General features: G+C 44.7%; 19 protein-coding genes. 17 read left to right on the forward strand and 2 right to left on the reverse strand.

Going from position 1 to position 21,811, the window contains the following annotated elements; all coding sequences use genetic code 11:
- Nucleotides 1–161 precede the first annotated feature (161 nt).
- From BROSI_RS21200 to BROSI_RS01450, 7 genes are all read left to right on the forward strand, one after another.
- Nucleotides 162–854, forward strand: coding sequence for a M56 family metallopeptidase (locus tag BROSI_RS21200; RefSeq protein WP_420886066.1), 693 nt, complete (start codon nt 162–164; stop codon nt 852–854).
- A gap of 57 nt (nt 855–911) precedes the next feature.
- Nucleotides 912–2,246 (forward strand): TolC family protein, encoded by a 1,335-nt coding sequence (locus tag BROSI_RS01420; protein ID WP_052561681.1) that lies wholly within the window; start codon nt 912–914, stop codon nt 2,244–2,246.
- Nucleotides 2,247–2,549: 303 nt separating this feature from the next.
- The gene (locus BROSI_RS01430; protein WP_261338882.1) at nt 2,550–4,589 is read left to right on the forward strand and encodes a heavy metal-binding domain-containing protein; all 2,040 of its coding nucleotides are present in this window, start codon (nt 2,550–2,552) and stop codon (nt 4,587–4,589) included.
- Nucleotides 4,590–4,622: 33 nt separating this feature from the next.
- On the forward strand, nt 4,623–5,045 hold the full coding sequence (locus BROSI_RS01435) for a GxxExxY protein (RefSeq protein ID WP_052561687.1): 423 nt from the start codon (nt 4,623–4,625) through the stop codon (nt 5,043–5,045).
- A gap of 3 nt (nt 5,046–5,048) precedes the next feature.
- The gene (locus tag BROSI_RS01440) at nt 5,049–8,258 is read left to right on the forward strand and encodes an efflux RND transporter permease subunit (RefSeq protein ID WP_082058953.1); all 3,210 of its coding nucleotides are present in this window, start codon (nt 5,049–5,051) and stop codon (nt 8,256–8,258) included.
- Nucleotides 8,259–8,593: 335 nt separating this feature from the next.
- Nucleotides 8,594–8,887, forward strand: a complete 294-nt coding sequence (locus tag BROSI_RS01445; protein WP_052561689.1) for a hypothetical protein — start codon at nt 8,594–8,596, stop codon at nt 8,885–8,887.
- Nucleotides 8,884–9,072 (forward strand): hypothetical protein, encoded by a 189-nt coding sequence (locus BROSI_RS01450; protein WP_052561691.1) that lies wholly within the window; start codon nt 8,884–8,886, stop codon nt 9,070–9,072. Before BROSI_RS01445 ends, BROSI_RS01450 begins: the two co-directional genes overlap by 4 nt.
- A 351-nt stretch (nt 9,073–9,423) precedes the next feature.
- Here the strand turns inward: BROSI_RS01450 and BROSI_RS20660 are convergent, their stop codons facing one another.
- Nucleotides 9,424–9,675 (reverse strand): hypothetical protein, encoded by a 252-nt coding sequence (locus BROSI_RS20660; protein ID WP_230400616.1) that lies wholly within the window; start codon nt 9,673–9,675, stop codon nt 9,424–9,426.
- A gap of 48 nt (nt 9,676–9,723) precedes the next feature.
- The gene (locus BROSI_RS20665; protein ID WP_052561722.1) at nt 9,724–10,257 is read right to left on the reverse strand and encodes a hypothetical protein; all 534 of its coding nucleotides are present in this window, start codon (nt 10,255–10,257) and stop codon (nt 9,724–9,726) included.
- Here BROSI_RS20665 and BROSI_RS20670 point away from each other — a divergent pair.
- The 10 genes from BROSI_RS20670 to BROSI_RS01495 all read left to right on the forward strand — a co-directional run bounded on the left by BROSI_RS20670 (nt 10,201) and on the right by BROSI_RS01495 (nt 21,603).
- The gene (locus BROSI_RS20670) at nt 10,201–11,340 is read left to right on the forward strand and encodes a glycoside hydrolase family 15 protein (protein ID WP_338140356.1); all 1,140 of its coding nucleotides are present in this window, start codon (nt 10,201–10,203) and stop codon (nt 11,338–11,340) included. The genes BROSI_RS20665 and BROSI_RS20670 overlap by 57 nt on opposite strands.
- A complete protein-coding gene (locus BROSI_RS18805; RefSeq protein ID WP_082058954.1) occupies nt 11,337–11,501 on the forward strand; it encodes a YHS domain-containing protein in 165 nt (54 codons plus the stop codon). Before BROSI_RS20670 ends, BROSI_RS18805 begins: the two co-directional genes overlap by 4 nt.
- A gap of 245 nt (nt 11,502–11,746) precedes the next feature.
- Complete coding sequence (locus BROSI_RS01460; protein WP_052565571.1) at nt 11,747–12,394, forward strand: class I SAM-dependent methyltransferase; 648 nt, start codon at nt 11,747–11,749, stop codon at nt 12,392–12,394.
- Nucleotides 12,395–12,509: 115 nt separating this feature from the next.
- Nucleotides 12,510–12,845, forward strand: a complete 336-nt coding sequence (locus tag BROSI_RS01465) for a heavy metal-binding domain-containing protein (protein ID WP_052561695.1) — start codon at nt 12,510–12,512, stop codon at nt 12,843–12,845.
- Entirely contained in the window at nt 12,842–14,302 is a 1,461-nt protein-coding gene (locus BROSI_RS01470) for a TolC family protein (protein ID WP_052561697.1), read from the forward strand. The genes BROSI_RS01465 and BROSI_RS01470 overlap by 4 nt, the downstream gene beginning before the upstream one ends.
- 11 nt (nt 14,303–14,313) lie before the next feature.
- Nucleotides 14,314–15,591 (forward strand): multicopper oxidase family protein, encoded by a 1,278-nt coding sequence (locus BROSI_RS01475; RefSeq protein ID WP_052561699.1) that lies wholly within the window; start codon nt 14,314–14,316, stop codon nt 15,589–15,591.
- Between the two features lie 311 nt (nt 15,592–15,902).
- Complete coding sequence (locus tag BROSI_RS01480; protein WP_162183211.1) at nt 15,903–17,753, forward strand: cytochrome c3 family protein; 1,851 nt, start codon at nt 15,903–15,905, stop codon at nt 17,751–17,753.
- A 1,045-nt stretch (nt 17,754–18,798) separates the two neighbouring features.
- Nucleotides 18,799–19,728, forward strand: a complete 930-nt coding sequence (gene cysK, locus BROSI_RS01485; protein ID WP_052565573.1) for a cysteine synthase A — start codon at nt 18,799–18,801, stop codon at nt 19,726–19,728.
- A gap of 20 nt (nt 19,729–19,748) precedes the next feature.
- Nucleotides 19,749–21,074, forward strand: coding sequence for a YncE family protein (locus tag BROSI_RS01490; protein WP_052561703.1), 1,326 nt, complete (start codon nt 19,749–19,751; stop codon nt 21,072–21,074).
- Between the two features lie 184 nt (nt 21,075–21,258).
- Nucleotides 21,259–21,603, forward strand: coding sequence for a hypothetical protein (locus BROSI_RS01495; protein ID WP_052561705.1), 345 nt, complete (start codon nt 21,259–21,261; stop codon nt 21,601–21,603).
- Nucleotides 21,604–21,811 lie beyond the last annotated feature (208 nt).

Consider the following 21,811-nt stretch of genomic DNA (forward strand, 5'->3'; position numbering starts at 1 on the left):
ATATATCTGATACTAAATTCGCCTATAAAGCTGTTACCTGTTGTGGAAGTGTCTGTTCAAAATGTTTTTTTACTCTACGTACCCTTGCTGCGGCGCTTCCCTGGATCTGCATTGCAATACTTTTTACCGGAATATGTATGGCTATTCACAAGGTATTCCTCATGCTATTGTGGAATTATCATTTTATTCGTTCCATCGCCCCCCTATCCATTGAGAATCGTTCTGAATTAAAAAAATTTCTGTTTCCTGCACATCTTTATAACCAACTTGTACTTTTTGACAACGGCGAGCTATGGTATGCCTTTACGTCAGGCCTTTGGAAACCGAAAATATATTTATCCACTGGCATTTGTTCGTATTTAACTGCAAAAGAACTTCGAACTGTAATCCTTCATGAAATACATCATATAAGGAATAAAGCCCCCTTAAAGCTGTTTGTTTTACAAATATTTTGCGTACTCAATTTTTTTCTACCAATCAATCGTTGTTTGCTAAATCTGTATTCTTCGATATGTGAAAAAGCGGCAGATGATGCCGCAGCAAATATCTCCGGAGAGCCACTAGAGCTTGCAAGCGCACTCCTGAAATTATCCAGATCCCATACTTTGAATACTCTATACTCCATCGTGTCGTTTTCCAGCAGAGGGCAAAGGATTATAGAGGAGCGAATTATGCGTTTATTGGAACCACGGGTAACACCCCCCTATTTGGGCAAGACATCTTCGTATCTTTCTTGCCTTTTATCGCTTTTCATTGTTGTAACAATTTGCCTTTCCTTGTTTTCTAAGTTTTTTACATCTAGTGATAGCATCGGGTGTAAGACAAGGGTATGTCATATGGTTCAATGCGGATAACCACAACGCGGCAAATTCTGAACATTCACGTATTCTAAAGAACTAACGGAGTTTACCATGGATAGAATACCATTAAAACAATTCTTATTTCTTTCCGTCATTCTTATTTCTTCTGGTCCCATTGTCATGGGCGGAGAAAAGGGTAACAGCAAACCACTGAAACAAACGAACGACAAAAATATTGTTCTTGAAATGAATGAAACGGATGCACCATTGGACTTAAAATGGTTGATCGAGGAGGCTATGGCACACAATCCGGAGATCATTGCAGCCCAGAAACGCTTAAATGCCGCAAAGATGAAAATTCCCCAAGCTAAATCATTGGATGACCCTTCCATTCGTGCCGGTTCTTATGATATGTCCAATAACCCGATCAATATCAATGGACAAACAGAGATGCTCCAGCAGCGATATAGTGTTTCACAAAAGATACCCTTCCCAGGAAAACTGCGCCTCAGAGGAGAGGTGGCCATTGAAGAATCCAACATGGTAGAAAAAGAACTTCAGTCTAAAATACAAGAGATTATAGCCTTAGTAAAATCAGCTTTTTATGAACTCTATTACATCAATCGCGCCATTGACATTACAGAGGAAAATAGGGATTTGCTGCGCAAATTTTCCAGGATCGCAGAAACAAAATATTCCGTAGGTAGAGCCACCCAAAGAGATGTGCTTGCAGCACAGGTCGAATTATCTACGTTAGCCAATAATCTGATTGTTTTAAACAAGGAAAGGGAATCCGTTATTGCCCGATTAAATATCCTATTAGACAGAACCACACATGCCCCCTTAGGAAAGCCACGTCCCTTTGAAAAACACAAGCTAAATTTAACGATAAGAGATTTGGAAGACCTTGCTGTTAAAAATCGGCCTGAGCTTAAAAGATTTGACCATGCCGTTAAAAGAAACGAGGCCAACGTAAAACTTTCAAAGAAAGACTATTACTACGCAGACTTTGAACCAATGGTGGAATATATGCAGGAGGATAGACGACCCGATACATGGGCATCGGCCATCACGATCAATGTCCCCTGGCTTTGGCCTAAGAATCGGTCAAAGGTAAAAGAGTCAAAAGAAGACCTGAGTGCCGCTAAGTCAGACTATCGTTTTATCAACAACAAGGCATTGTTTGAGGTCAAAGATTTTCTGGTCAGGATACAATCCTCTGAAAGCACACTAAATCTCTATAAAACGGGCGTAATTCCCCAGGCCGAGCAATCCCTAAAGGCCGCACGTATCGGATACGAAGCAGACCGGGTGGATTTCCTTACCCTGATCGACAGCCAGAGGATTCTTTTGAACTCAAAACTGCTTTACTACAGGGCACTGACCGATTTTGAACAAAACCTGGCAAACATGGAAAGGGCTGTGGGGATGCAACTGACGCAATAAAACCAGTAATTAGATTTTTAGCCACCAGCAATCAGCGGCTATACTAAAAGCTGAATGCCGGTCGCTGACAGATGAATACTTACCATGAAAGTTACGAAAGGAGTGTTACATGTCCTTTAACCAAAAATTTCTTTGCAATAAATATTTTATAATATCCGTGCTTGTTTTCATTGGCGTACTTTCCGGCATATATCTAAACCCACCTGATAGTGCAGAAACGCATCGCAATGCATCTCTGCAAGATACATCAAATTTCATTCCTTCTGCAAGTGCTGAGGAAGCAAAAGAGGCAAAAGAAAAAAGATACTCTACTGGACATGCGGTATGCATCCCTCTGTTAAGATGGATAAGCCAGGCAAATGCCCTATTTGTGCCATGGAGCTTGTTCCGGTTTATGAAAAAGGACTGGATGTTGAAGAAGAAGGCGCATTGGCCACCATAGAACTGAGTGAACGTGCCCGCAAACTCGCACAGGTCAGGACAGACGCCGTCGGTTTTCGGTCATTAACGAAGGACATTTACACAGTGGGAATCATTGAATACGATGAAAGACTCAAGGCCTTTGTCTCGGCATGGATTCCGGGCAGGATTGACAAACTCTTTGTCGACTTTACTGGAACAGAGGTGGTAAAAGGGGAATCCATGGTCTGGATATATAGTCCGGAGCTGGTATCCACACAGGAAGAATATCTCCTGGCGCTGGAAACCTATGAAAAAGTGAAGGAAAGCCCTTTTGATGAAGTAATACACGGTGCAAAATCACTCGTTGATGCATCTGAAAGGAGATTACTATGGTGGGGTGTCACGGAAAAACAGATTGAAGAGCTGACGAAGGATAAGAAGGTAAAACAGCATACAATTATATACGCCCCTATCAGCGGTATTGTCATAGAGAAAAAGGCGCTGGAAGGCCAATACGTTATGCAGGGTGAGATGATATACACGGTTGCCGACCTCTCAAACGTATGGATGATGGCCAATATTTATGAGTATGAAATGGCCTGGATTAAGGTCGGACAGGAGGTGGAAGTTACAACCCCAACATACCCAGGAGAAGCCTTTATTGGAAGGATAGCCTTTATAGAACCGTTCCTGGATGACAAGACACGTTCGGTAAAGATTCGCTGCGATATCCCTAATCAACAACTCAAACTCAAACCCTCCATGTATGTCAATGCCCGCATACGGATACCAGTTGAAGAACTTGAAAAAGAAAGCGGGCGTTACGTGAGTGGACTGGATTACTTCTGTCCCAATCATCCGGAGATAAAATCCAGCAGACCGGGTATATGCCCTGAGGATAATATCCCCTTTGTAAAAAACCCCCCTGCTCAAATTGAGCTAGTTGCTGCCAGCAGTACGATTTCACCTCAAGGAGAAATTGAGTATGAATATGCGTGTCCCATGGGATGTCATAGTGCAAAAGAACCCGGTAATTGCCCAAAATGTGGAATGAAACTGGAAAAACGTCCGGTTTATAAAGAAGCCGGGTACGAATATATATGTCCAATGAAATGTTACTCCTCCAAAGAACCGGGAGATTGCCCCGTGTGCAAGATGAAACTGGAAAAGGTCCCTATCTCTAAAAAGCCAGAGATGGCAGTCAAGACAGAAACGGTATATGTTTGCCCTATGGAATGCCATACCTCAAAGACATCTGGTAATTGCCCGGTATGTGGTATGAGGCTTGAAAAGAAGGAAATACCTGCTGAAGTTTCAGGTGAAAACTTGACGTGCATTTGTCCCCAGGAATGGGATCCGGCTACTGCACCCAAGGCATGTCCCATGTGTGGTATGTTGTTACAAAAGAGTGTAACAATAACCTTACCCACTGGTGAAGAAAAGCAAAAATTTGTATACATGTGTCCTATGGCCTGCATGACTTCAGACAAACCCGGCGAATGCCCGGATTGTAAAAGGCAAATGGGTAGATGGGAGGTCAGGGAAGACCTGGGAATAAAGACAAAAAAAATAGAACCCAAAAGACGCAGCGTTTATGCCTGCCCCATGCATCCAGAGGTCGTTTCTGATAAACCAGGGAATTGCAACAAATGTGGAATGAATCTTGAAAAAACTACACAAGTTCTTGCCATCCCCGCCACAGCAGTATTAGACACCGGTATACGAAAGATTATCTATATCGATAAAGGCAACGGGCAATATGTGGGAAAAGAGGTCGTTCTCGGGCCAAAGGCAGGTGATTATTACCCCGTCTTAGAAGGACTTGAAGAAGGAGACAAAGTGGTTACATCAGCCAACTTCCTCATCGATTCCCAGAGTCAGCTCACCGGTGGGGCAAGCGCCTTGTACGGAGGGGCAATGGAATTTAAGGAAGAAAAATAACCGTTCACCGCAGAGAGCGCAGAGGACGCAGATATGAATGACGAGGAAAGGCTAAATAAGATAACGGAAACAATTATTGGTGTTGCTATTGGCATTCACAAGGCATTGGGGCCGGGACTACTTGAATCTGCTTACGAGGCGTGTATGGTGTATGATCTTATTCAATCAGGCTTGAAAGTGGAGCAACAAAAACCACTCCCAGTAATTTATCGTGAAGTGAAACTCGAATGTGGCTATCGTCTGGATTTAATGATAGAAAATGAAGTTATTGTAGAAATAAAGTCGGTTGAAAAGCTTCTCCCAATTCACAAAGCACAGTTGATGTCTTATTTAAAACTGTCTGATTGTAAGGTTGGATTATTAATTAACTTTAATGTTGAACTGTTAAAAGACGGCATCCAAAGGGTCGTTAATAATTTTCCCAATTCTCCGCGCACTCAGCGTCCTCTGCGGTGAAATATGATCAATAAACTCATTGAACTCTGCCTCCGAAATCGCTTCCTCATTATCTGCTTTTACCTCCTGGTAATATTCGGTGGCGTCTTTGGATTAAAAAATATCAACATGGACGTCATCCCGGATGTCGGCGAGAACCAATGCATCGTCTTTACCGATTGGCCAGGACGCAGTCCCCAGGATGTGGAAGATCAGGTCACTTACCCCCTTACGGTTAATTTGTTGGGTGTACCCGGCGTGAAGGTTATACGTTCTCAGTCTGGATTCGGTTTTTCCATGATCTTTATCATCTTCCAGGAAAAAATTGATTTTTACTGGGCACGTTCCAGGGTATTGGAGAGATTAAACTTTATACAGGCATTGCTCCCAAAAGATGTCATACCCAGGCTGGGTCCCGATGCCACAGGACTCGGCCAGATTTTCTGGTATACCGTAGAAGGCGAAGGATATGACCTTGGACAACTTCGATCCATTCAGGACTGGTTTGTCCGTTATCAATTAAATGCCGTCGAAGGCGTTTCTGAGGTAGCAGGTGTAGGAGGTTTTGTCAGGCAATATCAGGTCGATGTCGATCCCAATAAACTGCTGGCGTATAATTTAACGGTAGGAAACGTCTATGAAGCGGTTCGCAGGAGTAACATCGATGTGGGCGCCAAGGTAGTGGAAAGTAACAACATGGAGTTTATCATCCGTGGTCTTGGATTTATAAAAAACGTTGCCGATATTGAAAACATTACGGTGGGCAGTTATAACGGTGTGCCTGTATTTGTCAAAAATATAGGTATTGTTCAAGTTGGAGGGGACTTTAGACGAGGGGCGCTGGATAAAGAAGGCGCTGAGGTCGCCGGTGGAATTGTTATCATGCGCCAGGGTCAAAATCCCCTGAAGGTGATTAAAAGTATAAAAAAGAAGATCAAAGAGATCGAACCAGGGTTGCCATCGGACGTAAAGATTGTGCCCTTTTATGACAGGGAAGGACTTATCTATCGTGTTATTGACACCCTGAGAGAGGCGCTGATAGAAGAAATCATCATCACTTCCATTGTGGTAGTGTTATTTCTGCTGCATGTCCGGAGTATCATTATCTGCTGTCTTGGATTTCCTGTATCGATACTCATCTCCTTCCTGGGCATGTATTTTATGGGCATTGATTCAAATATTATGTCACTCACGGGTATTGCCATAGCCATTGGTGAGGTGAGCGACATGTCTATTATCATGACAGAAAATATCTTTCGAAACCTCATTGAACAAAAGGGTAAGAAAAGCAGGCCACAGATTATCCTTGACGCCTCCAAAGAGGTCGGCGGTTCTATATTCTTTGCAGCATTAACCACCGTTTTTATGTTCTTCCCGGTATTTGGACTTACAGGACAGGAAGGAAAGCTTTTTAAACCGCTGGCGTGGACAAAGACCTTTGCCATTGGGGCGTCGGTCATTATGGCAATTACCCTGGTGCCTTTACTCTGTACCTTTCTGATCAAAGGTAAACTAAGACCTATGGAAGATAATTTTACTTCCAGGACGTTGCTGCGGGGTTATCAGCCCGTTCTTAAATGGGTGCTTGACCATAAGAAGACATTCCTCGCCATTCCGCTCGTCATAGTCATTTCATCCATCTTTGTAGCAAAAAGGATCGGGAGGGAATTTATGCCACCCCTGGACGAAGGTTCTATCCTGTTTATGCCGGTGATGTTGCCCAGTGTGGCATTAACGGATGCCTTCAAGGTTATGCAAAAACAGGATATGATCATTAAATCTTTCCCGGAGGTGGATATGGTCGTGGGAAAGTTAGGCAGGGCAGAAACCCCTACTGACCCAGCCCCAGTTGAAATGTTTGAGACCGTTGTCACCTTAAAACCCGAAGAGGATTGGCGTAAAAGGAAGATCGAGTACAAATTTTTGAATCATGTACCCTCGTTCCTCCACCCTGTGTTTCACTGGTTTTTACCCGATGAACGAAGGATCACCAAACAGGAACTTATCCAGGAAATGGACGAAGCCATGAGAATACCTGGCGTAGCTAATATTTGGACACAACCCATCGTAAACCGAATTGACATGCTGGCAACGGGAATTCGTACATCGGTCGGTGTCAAGATATTTGGAACAGACCTGAACGTATTACAACAATTAGCCATTGACGTTGAAATGGCATTACGCGATGTACCCGGGGCTGTGGATCTTTATGCCGAGAGGATTACAGGAAAACCATATCTGGAATATAAGATTAAACGGGAGGAAATTGCCCGCTATGGTGTCAATATCCGGGATGTGCAGGATATTATCGAAACGGCAATCGGAGGAGAAAATATCACGACAACCGTAGAAGGCCGCGAACGCTATCCCGTAAGGGTTAGATACGTTCGGGAACTTCGTGATAATTTTGATGCACTGAAAAGGATATATGTTCCCAGTTCTACGGGTCAACTCATTCCTATTACACAAGTTGCCGATATCCGTTACGTGATGGGACCAGCCATGATCAGCAGCGAAAATGCCCTTTTGAGGGCTTATGTCCTTATGAACGTCCGCGGCAGAGACCCCATGAGCTTTGTAGAAGAGGCATCCAAGGTCGTAGCACAAAAAGTCATGCTGCCTCACGGGTACTTTATCCAGTGGAGCGGCCAGTTCGAAAATCAGATCAGGGCGAGAAAGCGATTGCAAATCCTTGTGCCTTTATCCATGTTTGTTGGCTTTATCCTGATTTTCATGGCATTTAAATCCTTTCCACAAACGATGTTTATCTTATTTGCGGGGATTCCAACGGCGATTGCAGGAGGTGTCTGGCTTCAATACTTATTTGGCTATAACTTCAGTGTCGCTGTCTGGGTAGGCTTTATCTCCATCTTTGGTATTGTGGATGACGATTCTGTCCTCATTACCACGTATATTAATGACCTGTTTGGTGAAAGGAAGATGAAAAGCGTGCAGGATATCCGCGATACAATCCTGATGGCAGGCACGCGAAGGATACGACCATGCATGATGACGGCCGCCACCACATTTATCGGGCTCATGCCCATCTTGTGGTCAACAGGCGCTGGCGCCGAGGTAGCCAAACCCATGGCAATTCCTTCTATCGGAGGTATGGCCATGGCGCTGGTCAGTGTATTCATCATCCCCTGCCTGAATGCCTGGCACAAGGAACACAAGTTTAAAAAGGCATTACAGAAAGACCCAAGTATTGCCGAAACTGGAATTATTGTGTAGTTTTACACATCATATAGTTGGCATCTTTATTGCGCATATTATTTTTTTATCATTCCTCATAATCACTAAATTGAAAGGGGTTTACAAATAAAATCGTTATAAACCGATATAATGAGGGAAGAAATAACTTTGCCTAAATATTGATTACGGGCTTTAAAAGAAACTAAAATGAGACAAATATATCTAAAAGTATAGAATAGTTCGTCTAAAATATTGGATAACTGTTTCGAAGCTTTAATACCTGGATAAAGCGAAATGCATGAAAATTCAGTAGCTTCACTGAGAGCGTTCTTGGGAAGCCCGGTCTAATTTCCTAAATTTGGGAGGAGAAGAAAATGTTGAAGAAATCAGGACTTACTTTCGTTATTATAGGTGGGTTGATTTGCAGTATTGGGACTTTCAATATTGCATCTGTTAGATCTGTGATGGCAGAAGAAACGCATCACAAAGAACACAAAGAAGAAGAGCATGGAATGACTGGTGCTGAAGGAGATGTTAGTAAGGAAAAAAGGTTGAGCACAAGTATGAGAAACCATATGTTGAACATAAGCATGAAGGTCATGATAAAGGAAAGGGAGGCGAAGCAAAAACTCATGCCGAAGGGCACGAAGAAGAGGAACATGGTATGACAGGTTCAGAAGGAGAAACAGGTAAGGAACCAACTAAGGTTGAACACGAGCATAAAGAGCCAAAGGGCGGAACGGGCGGTGAAGCAAAAACCCACGCTGAAGGGCACAAAGAAGAGGAACATGGCATGACGGGGGCAGAAGGAGAAGCGGGTGCAAAAGGAAAAAAAGAAGAGAAAAAGAAATAAGGAGAAATGCATGAGAAACGTCGCTAAGTGAGACAATATGACATTTGTCGTCCAGGTTGCCATCAAATTAATGCCAATGAGTAGAATGGGTTAAGCCTGTCCTGAGTTAGCGAAGGGCGAAGCGAACCCATCATGTCTCTTGTTTTGTTGGGTGCGCTACGCTCCACCCAACATTACATAAATGTATGCATTGATCTAAGCTTGAATGCAAATGAGAATTAGTGTGAGTAATCAAAAGTATAGTACAAAAAGGCAATTCTTTGAATTGCCTTTTTGTTTTTCAAGAATACCGGGTTGGTCATTCTTTTAAGGAAATGAGTCATACCACGAGAATTAACTCTTGGTAATGGCTCACTGCAAGTGATGTTCGACGCCGCCTATCAGCTGCGTGACATCTACTTTCCCTATGTCGGTCAGGAGAACCATACCGCAGGGCATGCGTTTCGCTTTGGTGTCTTCACCGAGGGGCAGTTGAGTTGGGTAAATGAACCAGAATGGGAACGACATCTCGTTTATGAGCCTGATACGCTGGTAACTAATGTGAAGCTCACCAACCGGAGGCTTGGGCTCATACTTAACTGCCGCGATGCCGTAGACTTTCATGAAAATATTTATCTACGGGAGACGACCGTTCAAAATCTTGCCAACCGTTCACGGGAGATCAGCCTGTTTTTCCATCAAGATTTTTATCTTTACGAGAACAATGTTACCGATACAGCGCTCTATGAACCCCGATTGCAAGCGATTCTTCATTACAAAGATTATCGCTACTTCCTGATTAATGCCCGGAACGGTGCTGAAGCCGGGGTAGAAGAGTGGGCCGTTGGAATCAAGGAATACAAAGGAGCGGAGGGTACATGGCGGGACGCGGAAGACGGACATCTCGGCATGAACCCGATTGCTCAGGGCTCGGTAGACTCTACCATCGCTATCAGGATGGTGTTGCCTGCCAATGACAGGACTACCTGCTATTACTGGATCGCGGCCGGGACGAAATACAGAGAGGTAAAAGTCCTCAATGCCATCGCTCTGGAGAAAACGCCGGCTGAGCTGATCGACCGCACAAATAATTACTGGCGGTTGTGGGTAACCAAAAGCCTTCCAGATTTTGCTGATCTGCCGCATAAGGTGGTCGAACTCTACCAACGCAGCCTCTTGATTCTCCGCACGCTGACCGATAATCACGGTGGCATCATCGCCGCCAACGACTCAGACCTCTTGCAATTTGGACGCGATACCTACAGCTACATCTGGCCTCGTGACGCGGCACGCGGGGTGTATGCCCTCATTCGGGCGGGATACATAGACATGCCGCGCAATTTCTTCCGTTTTTGTGCCGATATCATAACCGACGAAGGCTATCTCCTGCATAAATACAACCCGGATGGAAGTCTGGGCAGTTCCTGGCATCCGTGGTACGCCCGTCAGGAGGACTCAACGGCGCTTGTGCTATGGGCGTTATGGCAGCACTTTGCCCGATACAAAGACATTGAGTTTGTAAAACCGCTTTATCGCCCGCTTATCATCTCCACCGCAGACTTCCTGGAGGATTACCGCATGGAGAGTACAGGGCTGCCCCGCCCTTCTTATGATTTGTGGGAAGAGCGGCATGGAGTGCATACCTTCACGGTTGCAACGGTCTACGGTGGGCTTATGGCAGCTGCGAACTTTGCCGAAAGCTTCGGAGAACGGCATTTGGCTGAGAAATATCGGAAGGCGGCAGCCGAAATCCGGGAAGCTGCCAGGCAGGTCCTTTATAGTCCCCAGACCCAACGGTTCGCGAGACGGTTTGACACTGACACCGAAGAACTCGACCTTACGGTCGATACCAGTCTGACTGGCGTGACCGCTTTTGGACTTTTACCGATTGACGATCCGATGGTCATTTCCACAATGAAACAGGTTGAAGAATGCCTGGCGGTGCGAACTGTTATAGGTGGCATTGCTCGTTACGAACGGGATTGGTTTCTCCACGTAACGGAAGATTTCAAGCGGGTGCCTGGAAATCCATGGATAATCTCTACACTCTGGCTAGCACAGTATAAGATAGCAACGGCACTTACATTAGAGCAATTACAGGGTGTGATTGGTATCCTCATGTGGGTAGTCCGTCATGCACGACCTTCAGGCGTACTTCCTGAGCAACTCCATCCCTTCGGCGAGCGTCCCATCTCGGTGTGTCCGTTGAGCTGGAGCCATGCAGAAGTAATCATCACCGTCATGGATTATCTCGACAAATATCATCAGCTGAGGAGGAAAGAGCAATGATTGGGCAAGCCTCAATGAAACATAAAGACCCTGTTTGCAGCATGCGCCTGGAAGAGAAAGACGTTCAGACAATTGCCACTTATCAGGGCAAGACGTATTATTTTTGTTCAGTCGCATGCAAAAAGAAATTCAAGCAATCACCGCAAAAGTACACTGGGTAGGTAAAACGTCGATTCAAGTGCTTGTTTGCTTGTTCCCAAACTCTGTTTGGGAACACAGTGTTATCATGAAACTCTGTTTCATGTATGTCTAATTTTTTGAAATAAACCTTACAAATCGACCTTTTCGAAACGAAGTTTCTAGACCATTGCGTTCCCAAACAGAGTTTGGGAACGAGCTGCAAAAAGGTATTGTCGTGGCACATAAAGAAATGCCTTTGCTTTAATCTGAAATGGTACTATCAATTATGACCGAAATTAATTATACACCAAACAATGAGTATGCAGTTATCAAAGAGTATGCTAGTCTGGCTCCTAACTATGACAGGCGCTGGACCTTTTATATTAACGCAACACTCCGGGAAACGTTGAAACGATTGGATATTAATCCAACCGACAAGATATTAGATATTGGGTGCGGGACGGGTTCTCTACTTCAGGCAATCACCGAAGGTTATCCACAGGTTAAAGTAGTTGGAGTTGACCTTAGTATAGAGATGCTCAGGATTGCCAGGAACAAGCAGATCAAGGATAGTCCTCTTATTGCCTGTCAGGCCAGGTGTTTACCGTTTCGCTCCGAAAGTTTCGATAAGGTAGTTTCCTGTAACGCCTTTCATTATTTGCGCAAGCCTGAAGAATGTTTGGCAGAGATCGCTCGTGTTCTCAAACCACAGGGTAGAATCGTTATTACCGATTGGTGTGACGATTATATTGCATGTCGTGTCTGTGATTTATTCTTACGTGTGTTTAATCGCTCCCACTTCAAAACGTATGGACGACGTGCTTGCGAGTACCTGCTCCGAAATGCTGGCTACAGCAATATACAGGTTGAGCGATACAAGATCAACTGGTTATGGGGACTTATGACAGCAAAAGCACAAGCCAATCACGATTAGCAATACGGTATAGACAAAATACCATAAGCTTTTGTTCGTAAATATGAAATTTGTTAAATTCGTTTTTCCACTTTTGAGTAATATTCCTGCCGTCTTTTAAAGGGAGGGAATGACAATGATTGCACGGATAGTAACAACTGTTTTGTATTTGACACTGTTGACGGGTTGCGCTAGCCAAACACTTCAACTACCAATATCTACCAACGACCCGTCAAATCCGAACGCCCCGGAATCTGTGTTTACTCCACGGCCGAATTTGCTCCAGGCCGAGGTACCTGTCACAACGGAACAACCTGTTACCGAACCAACACCGCCTATACATCCACCCACAACTTATGCCTGCCCGATGCATCCAGAAGTAGTACAATCAGGCCCGGGTAAATGCCCTAAGTGTGGAATGAGATTAGTTCCGTCAGAGCCCTCAAAAACTGACTCGGAGGGCAAACAATGATGTATAGACCGGTAGCCATATTTGCAATGATTACGTGTATTGGATTACTTAGTGGTTGTGCATCAGTGCCTAAAGAAGCGGGGTTTCCTGATGTCCAGAGGCTTATAGAACAACGTATTGGTCAACGGGTACACTGGAATCAGGGCACGCCAGAGGATGCTGCGGTGTCCGATGCCGTCAGGTCCATGCTACGTCAGGAATTAACAATAGATAATGCCGTACAAATTGCATTGCTTAACAACCGGTCCTTGCAGGCAACATATGAAGAACTAGGCATTGCTCAGGCTGATGTGGTTCAGGCCGGCCTGTTGCGGAATCCCACCTTTTTTGCCAGCTTCAGATTTATGGATAGGGTTGTAGACAGGCATCGACAGACCAACACTGAGTTTTCGGTGGACCAGGACTTTCTCGATCTGCTTATGCTTCCTTTGAGAAAGAAGGTTGCCGCAGCTCAGTTTGAACAGGCAAAGCAGCGCGTCAGTAACGCAGTTTTAGATCTTGCAAAAGAGGTGCGGTCGGCTTATTACACCCTGCAAGCTGATGAACAAACGTTAGAAATGCGCAGGACTGTGGTTCTGGCTACGGAAGCAGCAACTGAACTTGCCAGCCGGCAACTCGAGGCTGGAACATTAAAACAGCTCGACGTAGATAATCAACAGGGATTCTACCATCAGGCAAAACTAGATATGGCCCGCACCGATATCCAGATCATTGCCGACCATGAACATATGAATCGTCTGATGGGCCTTTGGGGAACAGAGACGTTGTGGAAGCTTCCTGGGAGGTTACCAGCGTTACCAGAATCTGAGATCCAACTGGAACATTTGGAATCATTGGCCGTATCACAACGTCTGGACCTTGCAGCTGCACGACATACGGTAGAGGCTGTAGCTTTTTCCCTGTCATTGACGAAAAAGTTTCGATATTTTTCTGTATTTGAATTTGGCGTAGATACGGAGCACGATGCCCCCGATCGGGTAAACCTTACAGGGCCTCACCTGACCATTGAGTTGCCAATCTTCGACCAACAGCAGGCTGCAATTGCTCGATTAGAGGCTCAATTAAGACAGAGTCAGCAACAGCTTTCCGCTTTGGCAATTGATATACGCTCGGAGGTTCGTGAGATACGCGATCGACTTTTGGCCGCTCGCAATGTGGTCAAATACTATCACGATGTAGTTCTTCCCCTTCGGCAGCGGATCGTGGACGAATCGCAGCTTTATTACAACGGCATGCTTATTGGAGTATATGAGTTGCTCCTGGCGAAGCAAAATCAGATCAACGCCGGTCGCGAATACATCGAGGCATTGCGGGACTACTGGATTGCCAAGTCGGACCTGGAGCGTGCCGTTGGGGGCCGCTTGATAGTCACTGAGGAAACTACCCAGCCGCCCGAAAAACCGATGGAACAACCAGCTCCACAACCATCCGAACCATTTGAACATATTCATCATTAAGGAGATTAATCATGATTACCCGACGCAAAATGCTTCTTTCCGGCGCAGCGGCATTGTTAACTGGCGGTGTCTCCATGTTACTACGCCGCAAGCAACTCGAGGCAGTGGATACACTGGCCACTATACCACCCTCCCCTATCGCGCCACCCACACATGGGTTATCCTACACACCTGTGGTTACACCCAGTGGGAGCACACTCCCCTGGAAGTGGGACAATGGCGTTAAAGTCTTTCACCTGATCGCCGAGCCCGTGAAGCGAGAGTTTGCTCCCGGGATGATCGTCAACTGCTGGGGTTATAATGGACAGACACCCGGCCCGACGATTGAGGCGGTGGAGGGTGATCGGGTACGCATCCTGGTCACCAACAAGCTTGCTGAACATACCACAATCCACTGGCATGGTGTACTCCTGCCCAATGGTATGGACGGCGTAGGGGGATTGAACCAGAAACAAATTAAACCGGGCGAGACCTACGCTTATGAGTTCACACTCCGTCAGCACGGCACTCAGATGTACCACCCGCATGCGGACGAGATGGTGCAGATGGCAATGGGAATGGAGGGCTTTTTTGTCATACATCCGAAGGAACCGGAACAACCCAGGATTGACCGAGACTTCTGCATTTTTCTTCAAGAATGGTTTGTAGAACCTGGTACGAGCACACCGAATCCAAACATTATGACTGATTTTAATATTTTCACCTTTAATAGCCGTGCATTCCCCGGTACTGCACCGCTAGTAGCTCGCCTGGGAGACCGTGTTCGTATCAGGATCGCCAATTTGAGCATGGACTCCCATCCGATCCATTTGCATGGTTATAGCTTTAAGATCACCGGTACAGATGGCGGGCGAATTTCTCCTTCAGCACAATGGCCTGAAACTTCAGTTAACGTACCACCGGGTACCACACGTGACATAGAGTTTGTGGCAGATGCACCAGGAGACTGGGCTTTGCACTGCCACAAGAACCACCACGTCATGAACGCCATGAATCATGACGTACCAAACATGATCGGTGTAAAACAGAGCGGAGTTGACCGAAAGGTGCAAAACCTGCTGCCGGATTATATGGCAATGGGCGAGACTGGGATGTCTGAAATGGCAGCGATGAACATGCCCTTGCCAAAAAATACACTACCCATGATGACCGGAAAAGGGCCGTTTGGACCAATCGAAATGGGTGGAATGTTTACCGTGTTAAAAGTGCGCGAGAACATTACCAACTACGATGATCCTGGGTGGTATCAGCATCCAAAAGGCACCGTAGCCTGGCGAGTAGATGAATAAGGAATTTCGGAAAAACTAAATTGTTGCCAATTATTAAATCGTAACAATTTAGCTCTTTGAAAAATCCATACATTTGAATTTAATCCGAACAAAATAGAATGCGTAGCGCGGGTGGTTTATCCCCCGCACAAGCCGACCACAAGGGATCGGCGCTACCTTTTTCAAAGAGCTAAATTGTTACATTAAATCTTCAAATTAAATCTTCAAATTATGTTTGACATAATGTAGAAGATGTGATACATATAAATTATAATTTTACACTATGTAAAAATATCCAGGCATCTTCTATGGATTTTAAAAGGATAGTTCTTATGTTAACAAAAAAACATTTATTCATGATAGGTGCCCTGAGTGCTATTATCGTGTGTTTTTCCCACGCATCATGGGCATCTTCTCCCATTAACCAAAAGTCCACGCTTTTACCCTCCACGAATGAATTAATTGGAACATCGCTCCGGAAAGATACGTCTACTGGTAGCGGTAAGATAGACGGTAAGGTTACCAATACTGATGGGTTACCCCTGTCGGACATAACCATTAGCATCCAGCTTCTTACCGAAGAAACGGCTTATAGGTCTGCATTTGAAGACGTTGCTACTACCGATAAAAAAGGAAAATTTGAGATAGCCGGTCTTACGCCGGGCAAATATATTGTCAGGGCTACCCCACCGTCCGATGAAATTTACCTGCCTAACGATAAATTCAATGTAACGGTAAAATCAAACAAGACCAAGAAGGTCAAAATAAAGCTTTCTGCTGCGTCTCATACTAGCTCCGAATACGTCGGGAGTACGGTATGCCTGGGTTGCCATCCGGAACATAAAGGGTGGGAGGTTACGGCCCATGCTATTACCATCCGCACCCCAAACTCTGAAACGGTTGTGGCCCCCTTTCGTGGAGATATTATTACCACGAGTGATGGCAAGGTGAAGTTTAAACCTTTCATAGAAAATAATGCATATAAAGTTATCCTTTATGATTTAACGGACGAGTCTATTTCTGTCACATATACCATAGCCAGAACCCATGGTGGCGTAGCGCTCGTTGGAAAACAGAGATACCAGGTAAAGATTGGAAATAGTCATTACATCTTGCCTATACAATATAATAATCGAAATATTGATGTAAACAATCCCAATGCTGCATGGGTCTCTTACAACCCAGGCAATTGGTATAATAGTGACAATACCTTAATAGCCACTGATGCAAACACACCCCCTGACAAAAATAAATCCTTTGAACAAAATTGCGAAGGTTGTCATGTAACAGGTTTAGGTATAACGCGTAATGCCGATGGTGAATTTATTTCCGGTTCCGAAGAGATCGGCATTTCCTGCGAAAGCTGCCATGGTCCGGGAGGACTCCATGTCTCTGAAGGCGGTGGAAAGGCCCGACACATTGTCAACCCGAAATACCTGGCTACAGACAGAGGCAATGAAGTCTGCGGCCAATGCCATATCAGAGTAAAAAATAAGACCGGTGAAAGCGGTGCGAACTTTGAGACGGAATATCCTTGTATTATCAACGGTGAAGAACTTACGTCATTCATACCCGGCAAGATTTTAGCAAATTATATTGAAGAAACAGGTTCGGATGGCAAGCCTACGGCAGGTTATTGGAACGATAACGATACTGTTATCCTGGGCGAATATGCCTCCGAGAATAACCATTCTCAAAAACACCGCCAGCAATATCAGGATTTTCTAAAGAGCCATCATTACAATTTTGCCGGGCTTAAATGCTATACCTGTCACGAAACCCATGGTACGGGTGTAAAAGGAACGGCCCAACTACTCAAGAAAAGCAGCAACAATAAACTCTGCACGACCTGTCACGATGATCTTGCTAAGACCGTAAAAAAGGACGGGGATACACAAAACAAACATGCAAAACATCTTTACAGTTCATCCGATGTCGGTGGCAGCCTCTGTACAGGCTGTCATATGCCCAAAACGGCAAAGAGTGCCGTAGATAACGATATCGCCTCTCATGTCTTTGACATTATAAAACCATACACCAGCAAGGCCATGGCCGATGCCAACACAGCGGCAGGCAAAGCAAATAATCCCGGTACGGTTATCACCAATTCTTGTTACGGTTGTCATCCAAAAGATGCGGATTATGGAGTAGCGCGGTGGAACACGTGGGAGGCAATACCTTAGATATACATAGCGACATAAGTTTACAACTGTCTGTCATTCCATGCTCGACCCGGAATCCAGTGTTTTTCTGGATTCCCGCTTTCGCGGGAATGACATATTCGTATCTGATTAATGACGCTGTGTATAGATCAATATTTATCCTCGTGAAAATGGGAAAAACATTTGAATTCGTGGATTGTACAAATGACCAGGACTGCATCACAAGGCTGGTTCAATCTTGCAGATTGAACCAGCGAAGACTGCCTATAAGCATTCATCAACAATCTGCATTCAATGCGTTAATGAGCGACTCTATCAACCTGAAAAATTATTCTTTACGTTATTGTTGAGGATATTTTTTTAAATATTACTTTTACAACTTGTAAAATACACAACCCCCCTGTTTAGGGTTTGAAACGTGTGCCGTTTATGTTAGCAAATATATCTAATGTTAAAGAATTTCAAAGATTCCGAAACAAGTTCGAAATGACAGGGAAAAGAACAATCTCATGTTGAACACGGTTCAGCATCTGACTTGATGTATAGGAATTTCAAACCAAGAGTTCCTCCCCCTTGATGGGGGAGGTCAGGTGGGGGTGAGAGAAGAGTGATCACCCTCCCCTAGCCCCTCCCATCAAAGGGAGGGGAAAGTTCAGTTGCCGGAGGTCTATTTTAATGTCAAGGAATTTCAACGCTGCGATTGTAAGGCGACGAGCCTCGTCGCTCTACATTGAGAAAGTCGCTGAAGGCCTATTTAGTGTTTAAGGAAGTTCAATGTTGTGTAAGGTAGGAGTCAACTCCTGTTGGCGACCATGGCGCATGCAAGACATTGTTAATTATCTCAAGGCTGGTTCAATCTTGCAGACTTCGTCGTGAGCGCTCAGTCGAACGATTGAACCAGCGAAAGAACCCACCCCTGCCCCTCCCAAGAGGGGAATAAATGAAATCCCCTCTCGGGAGGGGTAAGGGGTGGGTGAATAATAATGAACACAGGGGTACAAATTGTGTCATATCTTGTGGGAGAAAAGAGTCCGCCGCAGGCGATAAGTTCATCAAGAGGAAGAATATGGCAAGGATATATGAAGATATCACGAAAACGATTGGTAATACACCCCTCGTTAGATTAAATAATCTTACCAGGGGATTAGGGGCTACTGTGGTTGCTAAAATGGAATTCTTTAATCCTATGGCCAGTGTGAAGGATCGTATTGGAGTTGCAATGCTAGATGCCGCAGAAAAGGTGGGATTAATCAATAAGGAAACGATCATTATAGAACCCACTTCAGGCAACACGGGTATTGCATTGGCATTTGTGGCCGCTGCAAGGGGTTATAGGTTGATTTTAACCATGCCGGATACTATGAGCATAGAACGGCGGGCGCTCCTGAAGGCATTTGGTGCAGAAATCGTGTTAACCCCAGGAAATGGAGGGATGAAGGGTGCCGTTAATAAGGCAGAAGAACTCGTAAGGGATACCCCTAACTCGTTTATGCCACAACAATTCAGGAATCCAGCCAATCCAGAAATCCATCGCAGGACAACGGCCGAAGAGATATGGAACGATACGGATGGTAAGATCGATATCTTTGTAAGTGGAGTGGGTACCGGTGGGACGATTACAGGGGTTGGTGAGGTGATAAAGAAACGGAAACCGTCACTGAAGGTGGTTGCCGTAGAACCCACTGATTCACCTGTGCTTTCGGGTGGAAAACCAGGCCAACATAAAATTCAGGGGATAGGTGCAGGTTTTATCCCTGACATCCTCAACATGAAGGTGATTGATGAAATTATTACCGTTAAAAACGAACAGGCCTTTGCGACATCTCGCCAACTAGTACGTTCAGAAGGGATTTTAGTGGGGATTTCCTCAGGAGCCGCTGCATATGCGGCATTCCAGGTGGCAGCAAGACCTGAGAATAAAGGAAAGTTGATTGTAGTTGTGTTTCCGGACACGGGTGAAAGGTATCTGTCCACCGTTTTATTTCAGGAATTTTGATATTTGAAAGGAGTTAAGGAGTGAAATACAGGAAAAAAAGATTTTTGGGGTTTTTGATATTGACAGCAATTTCCATGCAGATTGGCGTAAAAGGGACTTTTGCTGAGCATTCTAAAAAATCGTTCAAGAGTTGGGATAATAGTATCTTTGTTTATACAGGATTAGGAGAGTCAGTAGATATACTTGATCCCGTGAAAATGAAAAAAATCGGCACGATATCTGGAATTGCTGATATCCATAATTGTTTTACATCATACGATGGGAGGTCTCTCTACATAACTGCGGGTAGGGAAATAGTAAGGGTAGACTTCAAAGGGAAAAATGGCGGAGGTGTGAAAGAACGTAATGAGCTTATGGCTGATGAACTTGCACACGTAGCCTTGACCCTTGACGGCAAGAATCTCTATATCTCTGACGGTAAAGATAACGTTATTGTGGTAGATGCAAATACCATGGAAGCGATAAAAACTATTAATATGCCCACAGGGCTGGACGATGTGATTAAGATCGTGAAAGATGAATTAGGTGAATCCTGGGATGATTCTGACAGTAATCCCCATGGGCTTGCAATCCATCCCAGGGGTAGATATATTTATGTCCCGTTAGCCTGGAGTGGCGCCGTTGCAGTAATTGATACCAGGATTAATGAAGTTGTTAAAACATTATATTTAAATGCGTCTGATTCCAGTCAGCCTGGCCATGGGACAACCCCCGTTGCCCTGGGGTTTTCCACAGATGGTCACTGGTGTTTTGTCAGTTGTGCAGTACCGGGTTATGAAACTATCCTGAATACCTCTGATCCCGCAAATCCAAAGATTGAAACAACCGTTGCAGTCGGACTTTCACCTATTCAGGTACCGGCAAACCCATCCAACAGGTACTTTATTGCGCCATGCCAGACATCGAGTTTGCTGGATAATAAAGCATCATCTGTGCCTGATCCTGTTTTTGATAATACCGGGTGGATTGATTGGTTTAATACCAATAAAGATACAGCCCTTGATTTAGTCGAGGCATTACTCAGTTCCACCCATGAGGCAGAGCCGATGGAACCTAACGATAATAAACCGGATGCATGTTTTGTCGTGGAAATTGAGGATAACTATGACAGCGATGGTACCTCATGGGAGTTATTAGATATCGTGGAAGCAGGTGTTGGTCCGCATGGTGTGAGCTATACCCCTGGTGGTGAATTTGCCTTCGTCACTCTTTCTAATGAAATTCCTGGTAAGGTTGCGGTTATTACCGAAACCGAACCTGGAAAATTTAAAGTTATCCATACGATAAAGGTCGGAACTTTCCCAAATGGAATATCAACCAGATTTGGGAAGAATCAGAATTCTTAGTGCAACTGCCGTAAAAGATATCTGTAGCCACTAAAATATTACTTGTGAAGACACACCCCTCAATCCCCTCTTGGTAGAGGGGAAGCGCGAATTGCCTACATCTCCCCTCTATCAAGAGGGGCAGGGGGGGTGTCTTCTTTTTACACAAAAACATTAAAATGTTTTCGAATAGGAAAGAATGACGATGAATAGCATTTTCCGTTCAGTGATAGTACTTACCTTTGTGCTCGGATTAAGTAGCACGTATGTTTGTAAAGTCCTCTGGGCATGTGGCGGAGAAGATGGACATAGCTGCCATGAAATGAGCGGGCATGTAGTTCAAATAAAGACAGAAGTAAAAGATGAAAGAACCAAGGAAGTTAAAGACCATGTATGCGGTATCGAAGTCTGCGATATCGAAAAGACACCGTGTTGTATCGGGCAATTGACCTTGCAATGGACAAGAGTATGGAGGGTAGCGATATCTGAAAGGGACCATCGGAAGGGTACAAAGGGAAGGTTTACTACTTCTGCCAGAAACACTGTATAAAAAACATTTGAAACCGCAGATTGCAGGGAGTTAGAAAGCCTAAATAACTCCCCCACTCTTTACTTTTCTATCGGCGCAATCTGTGAAATCTGTGGTTGTTTTTATACTTGACTCGCGTCTATCATAGTGAACGGCATAAAAAAGAAGACAAACCTCTGAAATCCTCCTTAAAGAGGGACAAATGCCATGCATTTATGCCGTTCACTAT

This window comes from Candidatus Brocadia sinica JPN1 (assembly GCF_000949635.1).
Lineage (GTDB): Bacteria > Planctomycetota > Brocadiia > Brocadiales > Brocadiaceae > Brocadia > Brocadia sinica.

Coding starts and splice junctions, on each gene's coding strand:
- BROSI_RS21200 (WP_420886066.1), top strand. CDS start 162: ATGCTATTGTGGAATTATCATTTTATTCGTTCCATCGCCCCCCTATCC.
- BROSI_RS01420 (WP_052561681.1), top strand. CDS start 912: ATGGATAGAATACCATTAAAACAATTCTTATTTCTTTCCGTCATTCTT.
- BROSI_RS01435 (WP_052561687.1), top strand. CDS start 4,623: ATGAATGACGAGGAAAGGCTAAATAAGATAACGGAAACAATTATTGGT.
- BROSI_RS01440 (WP_082058953.1), top strand. CDS start 5,049: ATGATCAATAAACTCATTGAACTCTGCCTCCGAAATCGCTTCCTCATT.
- BROSI_RS01445 (WP_052561689.1), top strand. CDS start 8,594: ATGTTGAAGAAATCAGGACTTACTTTCGTTATTATAGGTGGGTTGATT.
- BROSI_RS01450 (WP_052561691.1), top strand. CDS start 8,884: ATGACAGGTTCAGAAGGAGAAACAGGTAAGGAACCAACTAAGGTTGAA.
- BROSI_RS20660 (WP_230400616.1), bottom strand. CDS start 9,675: ATGAAAGTCTACGGCATCGCGGCAGTTAAGTATGAGCCCAAGCCTCCG.
- BROSI_RS18805 (WP_082058954.1), top strand. CDS start 11,337: ATGATTGGGCAAGCCTCAATGAAACATAAAGACCCTGTTTGCAGCATG.
- BROSI_RS01460 (WP_052565571.1), top strand. CDS start 11,747: ATGACCGAAATTAATTATACACCAAACAATGAGTATGCAGTTATCAAA.
- BROSI_RS01465 (WP_052561695.1), top strand. CDS start 12,510: ATGATTGCACGGATAGTAACAACTGTTTTGTATTTGACACTGTTGACG.
- BROSI_RS01470 (WP_052561697.1), top strand. CDS start 12,842: ATGATGTATAGACCGGTAGCCATATTTGCAATGATTACGTGTATTGGA.
- BROSI_RS01475 (WP_052561699.1), top strand. CDS start 14,314: ATGATTACCCGACGCAAAATGCTTCTTTCCGGCGCAGCGGCATTGTTA.
- BROSI_RS01480 (WP_162183211.1), top strand. CDS start 15,903: ATGTTAACAAAAAAACATTTATTCATGATAGGTGCCCTGAGTGCTATT.
- cysK (WP_052565573.1), top strand. CDS start 18,799: ATGGCAAGGATATATGAAGATATCACGAAAACGATTGGTAATACACCC.
- BROSI_RS01495 (WP_052561705.1), top strand. CDS start 21,259: ATGAATAGCATTTTCCGTTCAGTGATAGTACTTACCTTTGTGCTCGGA.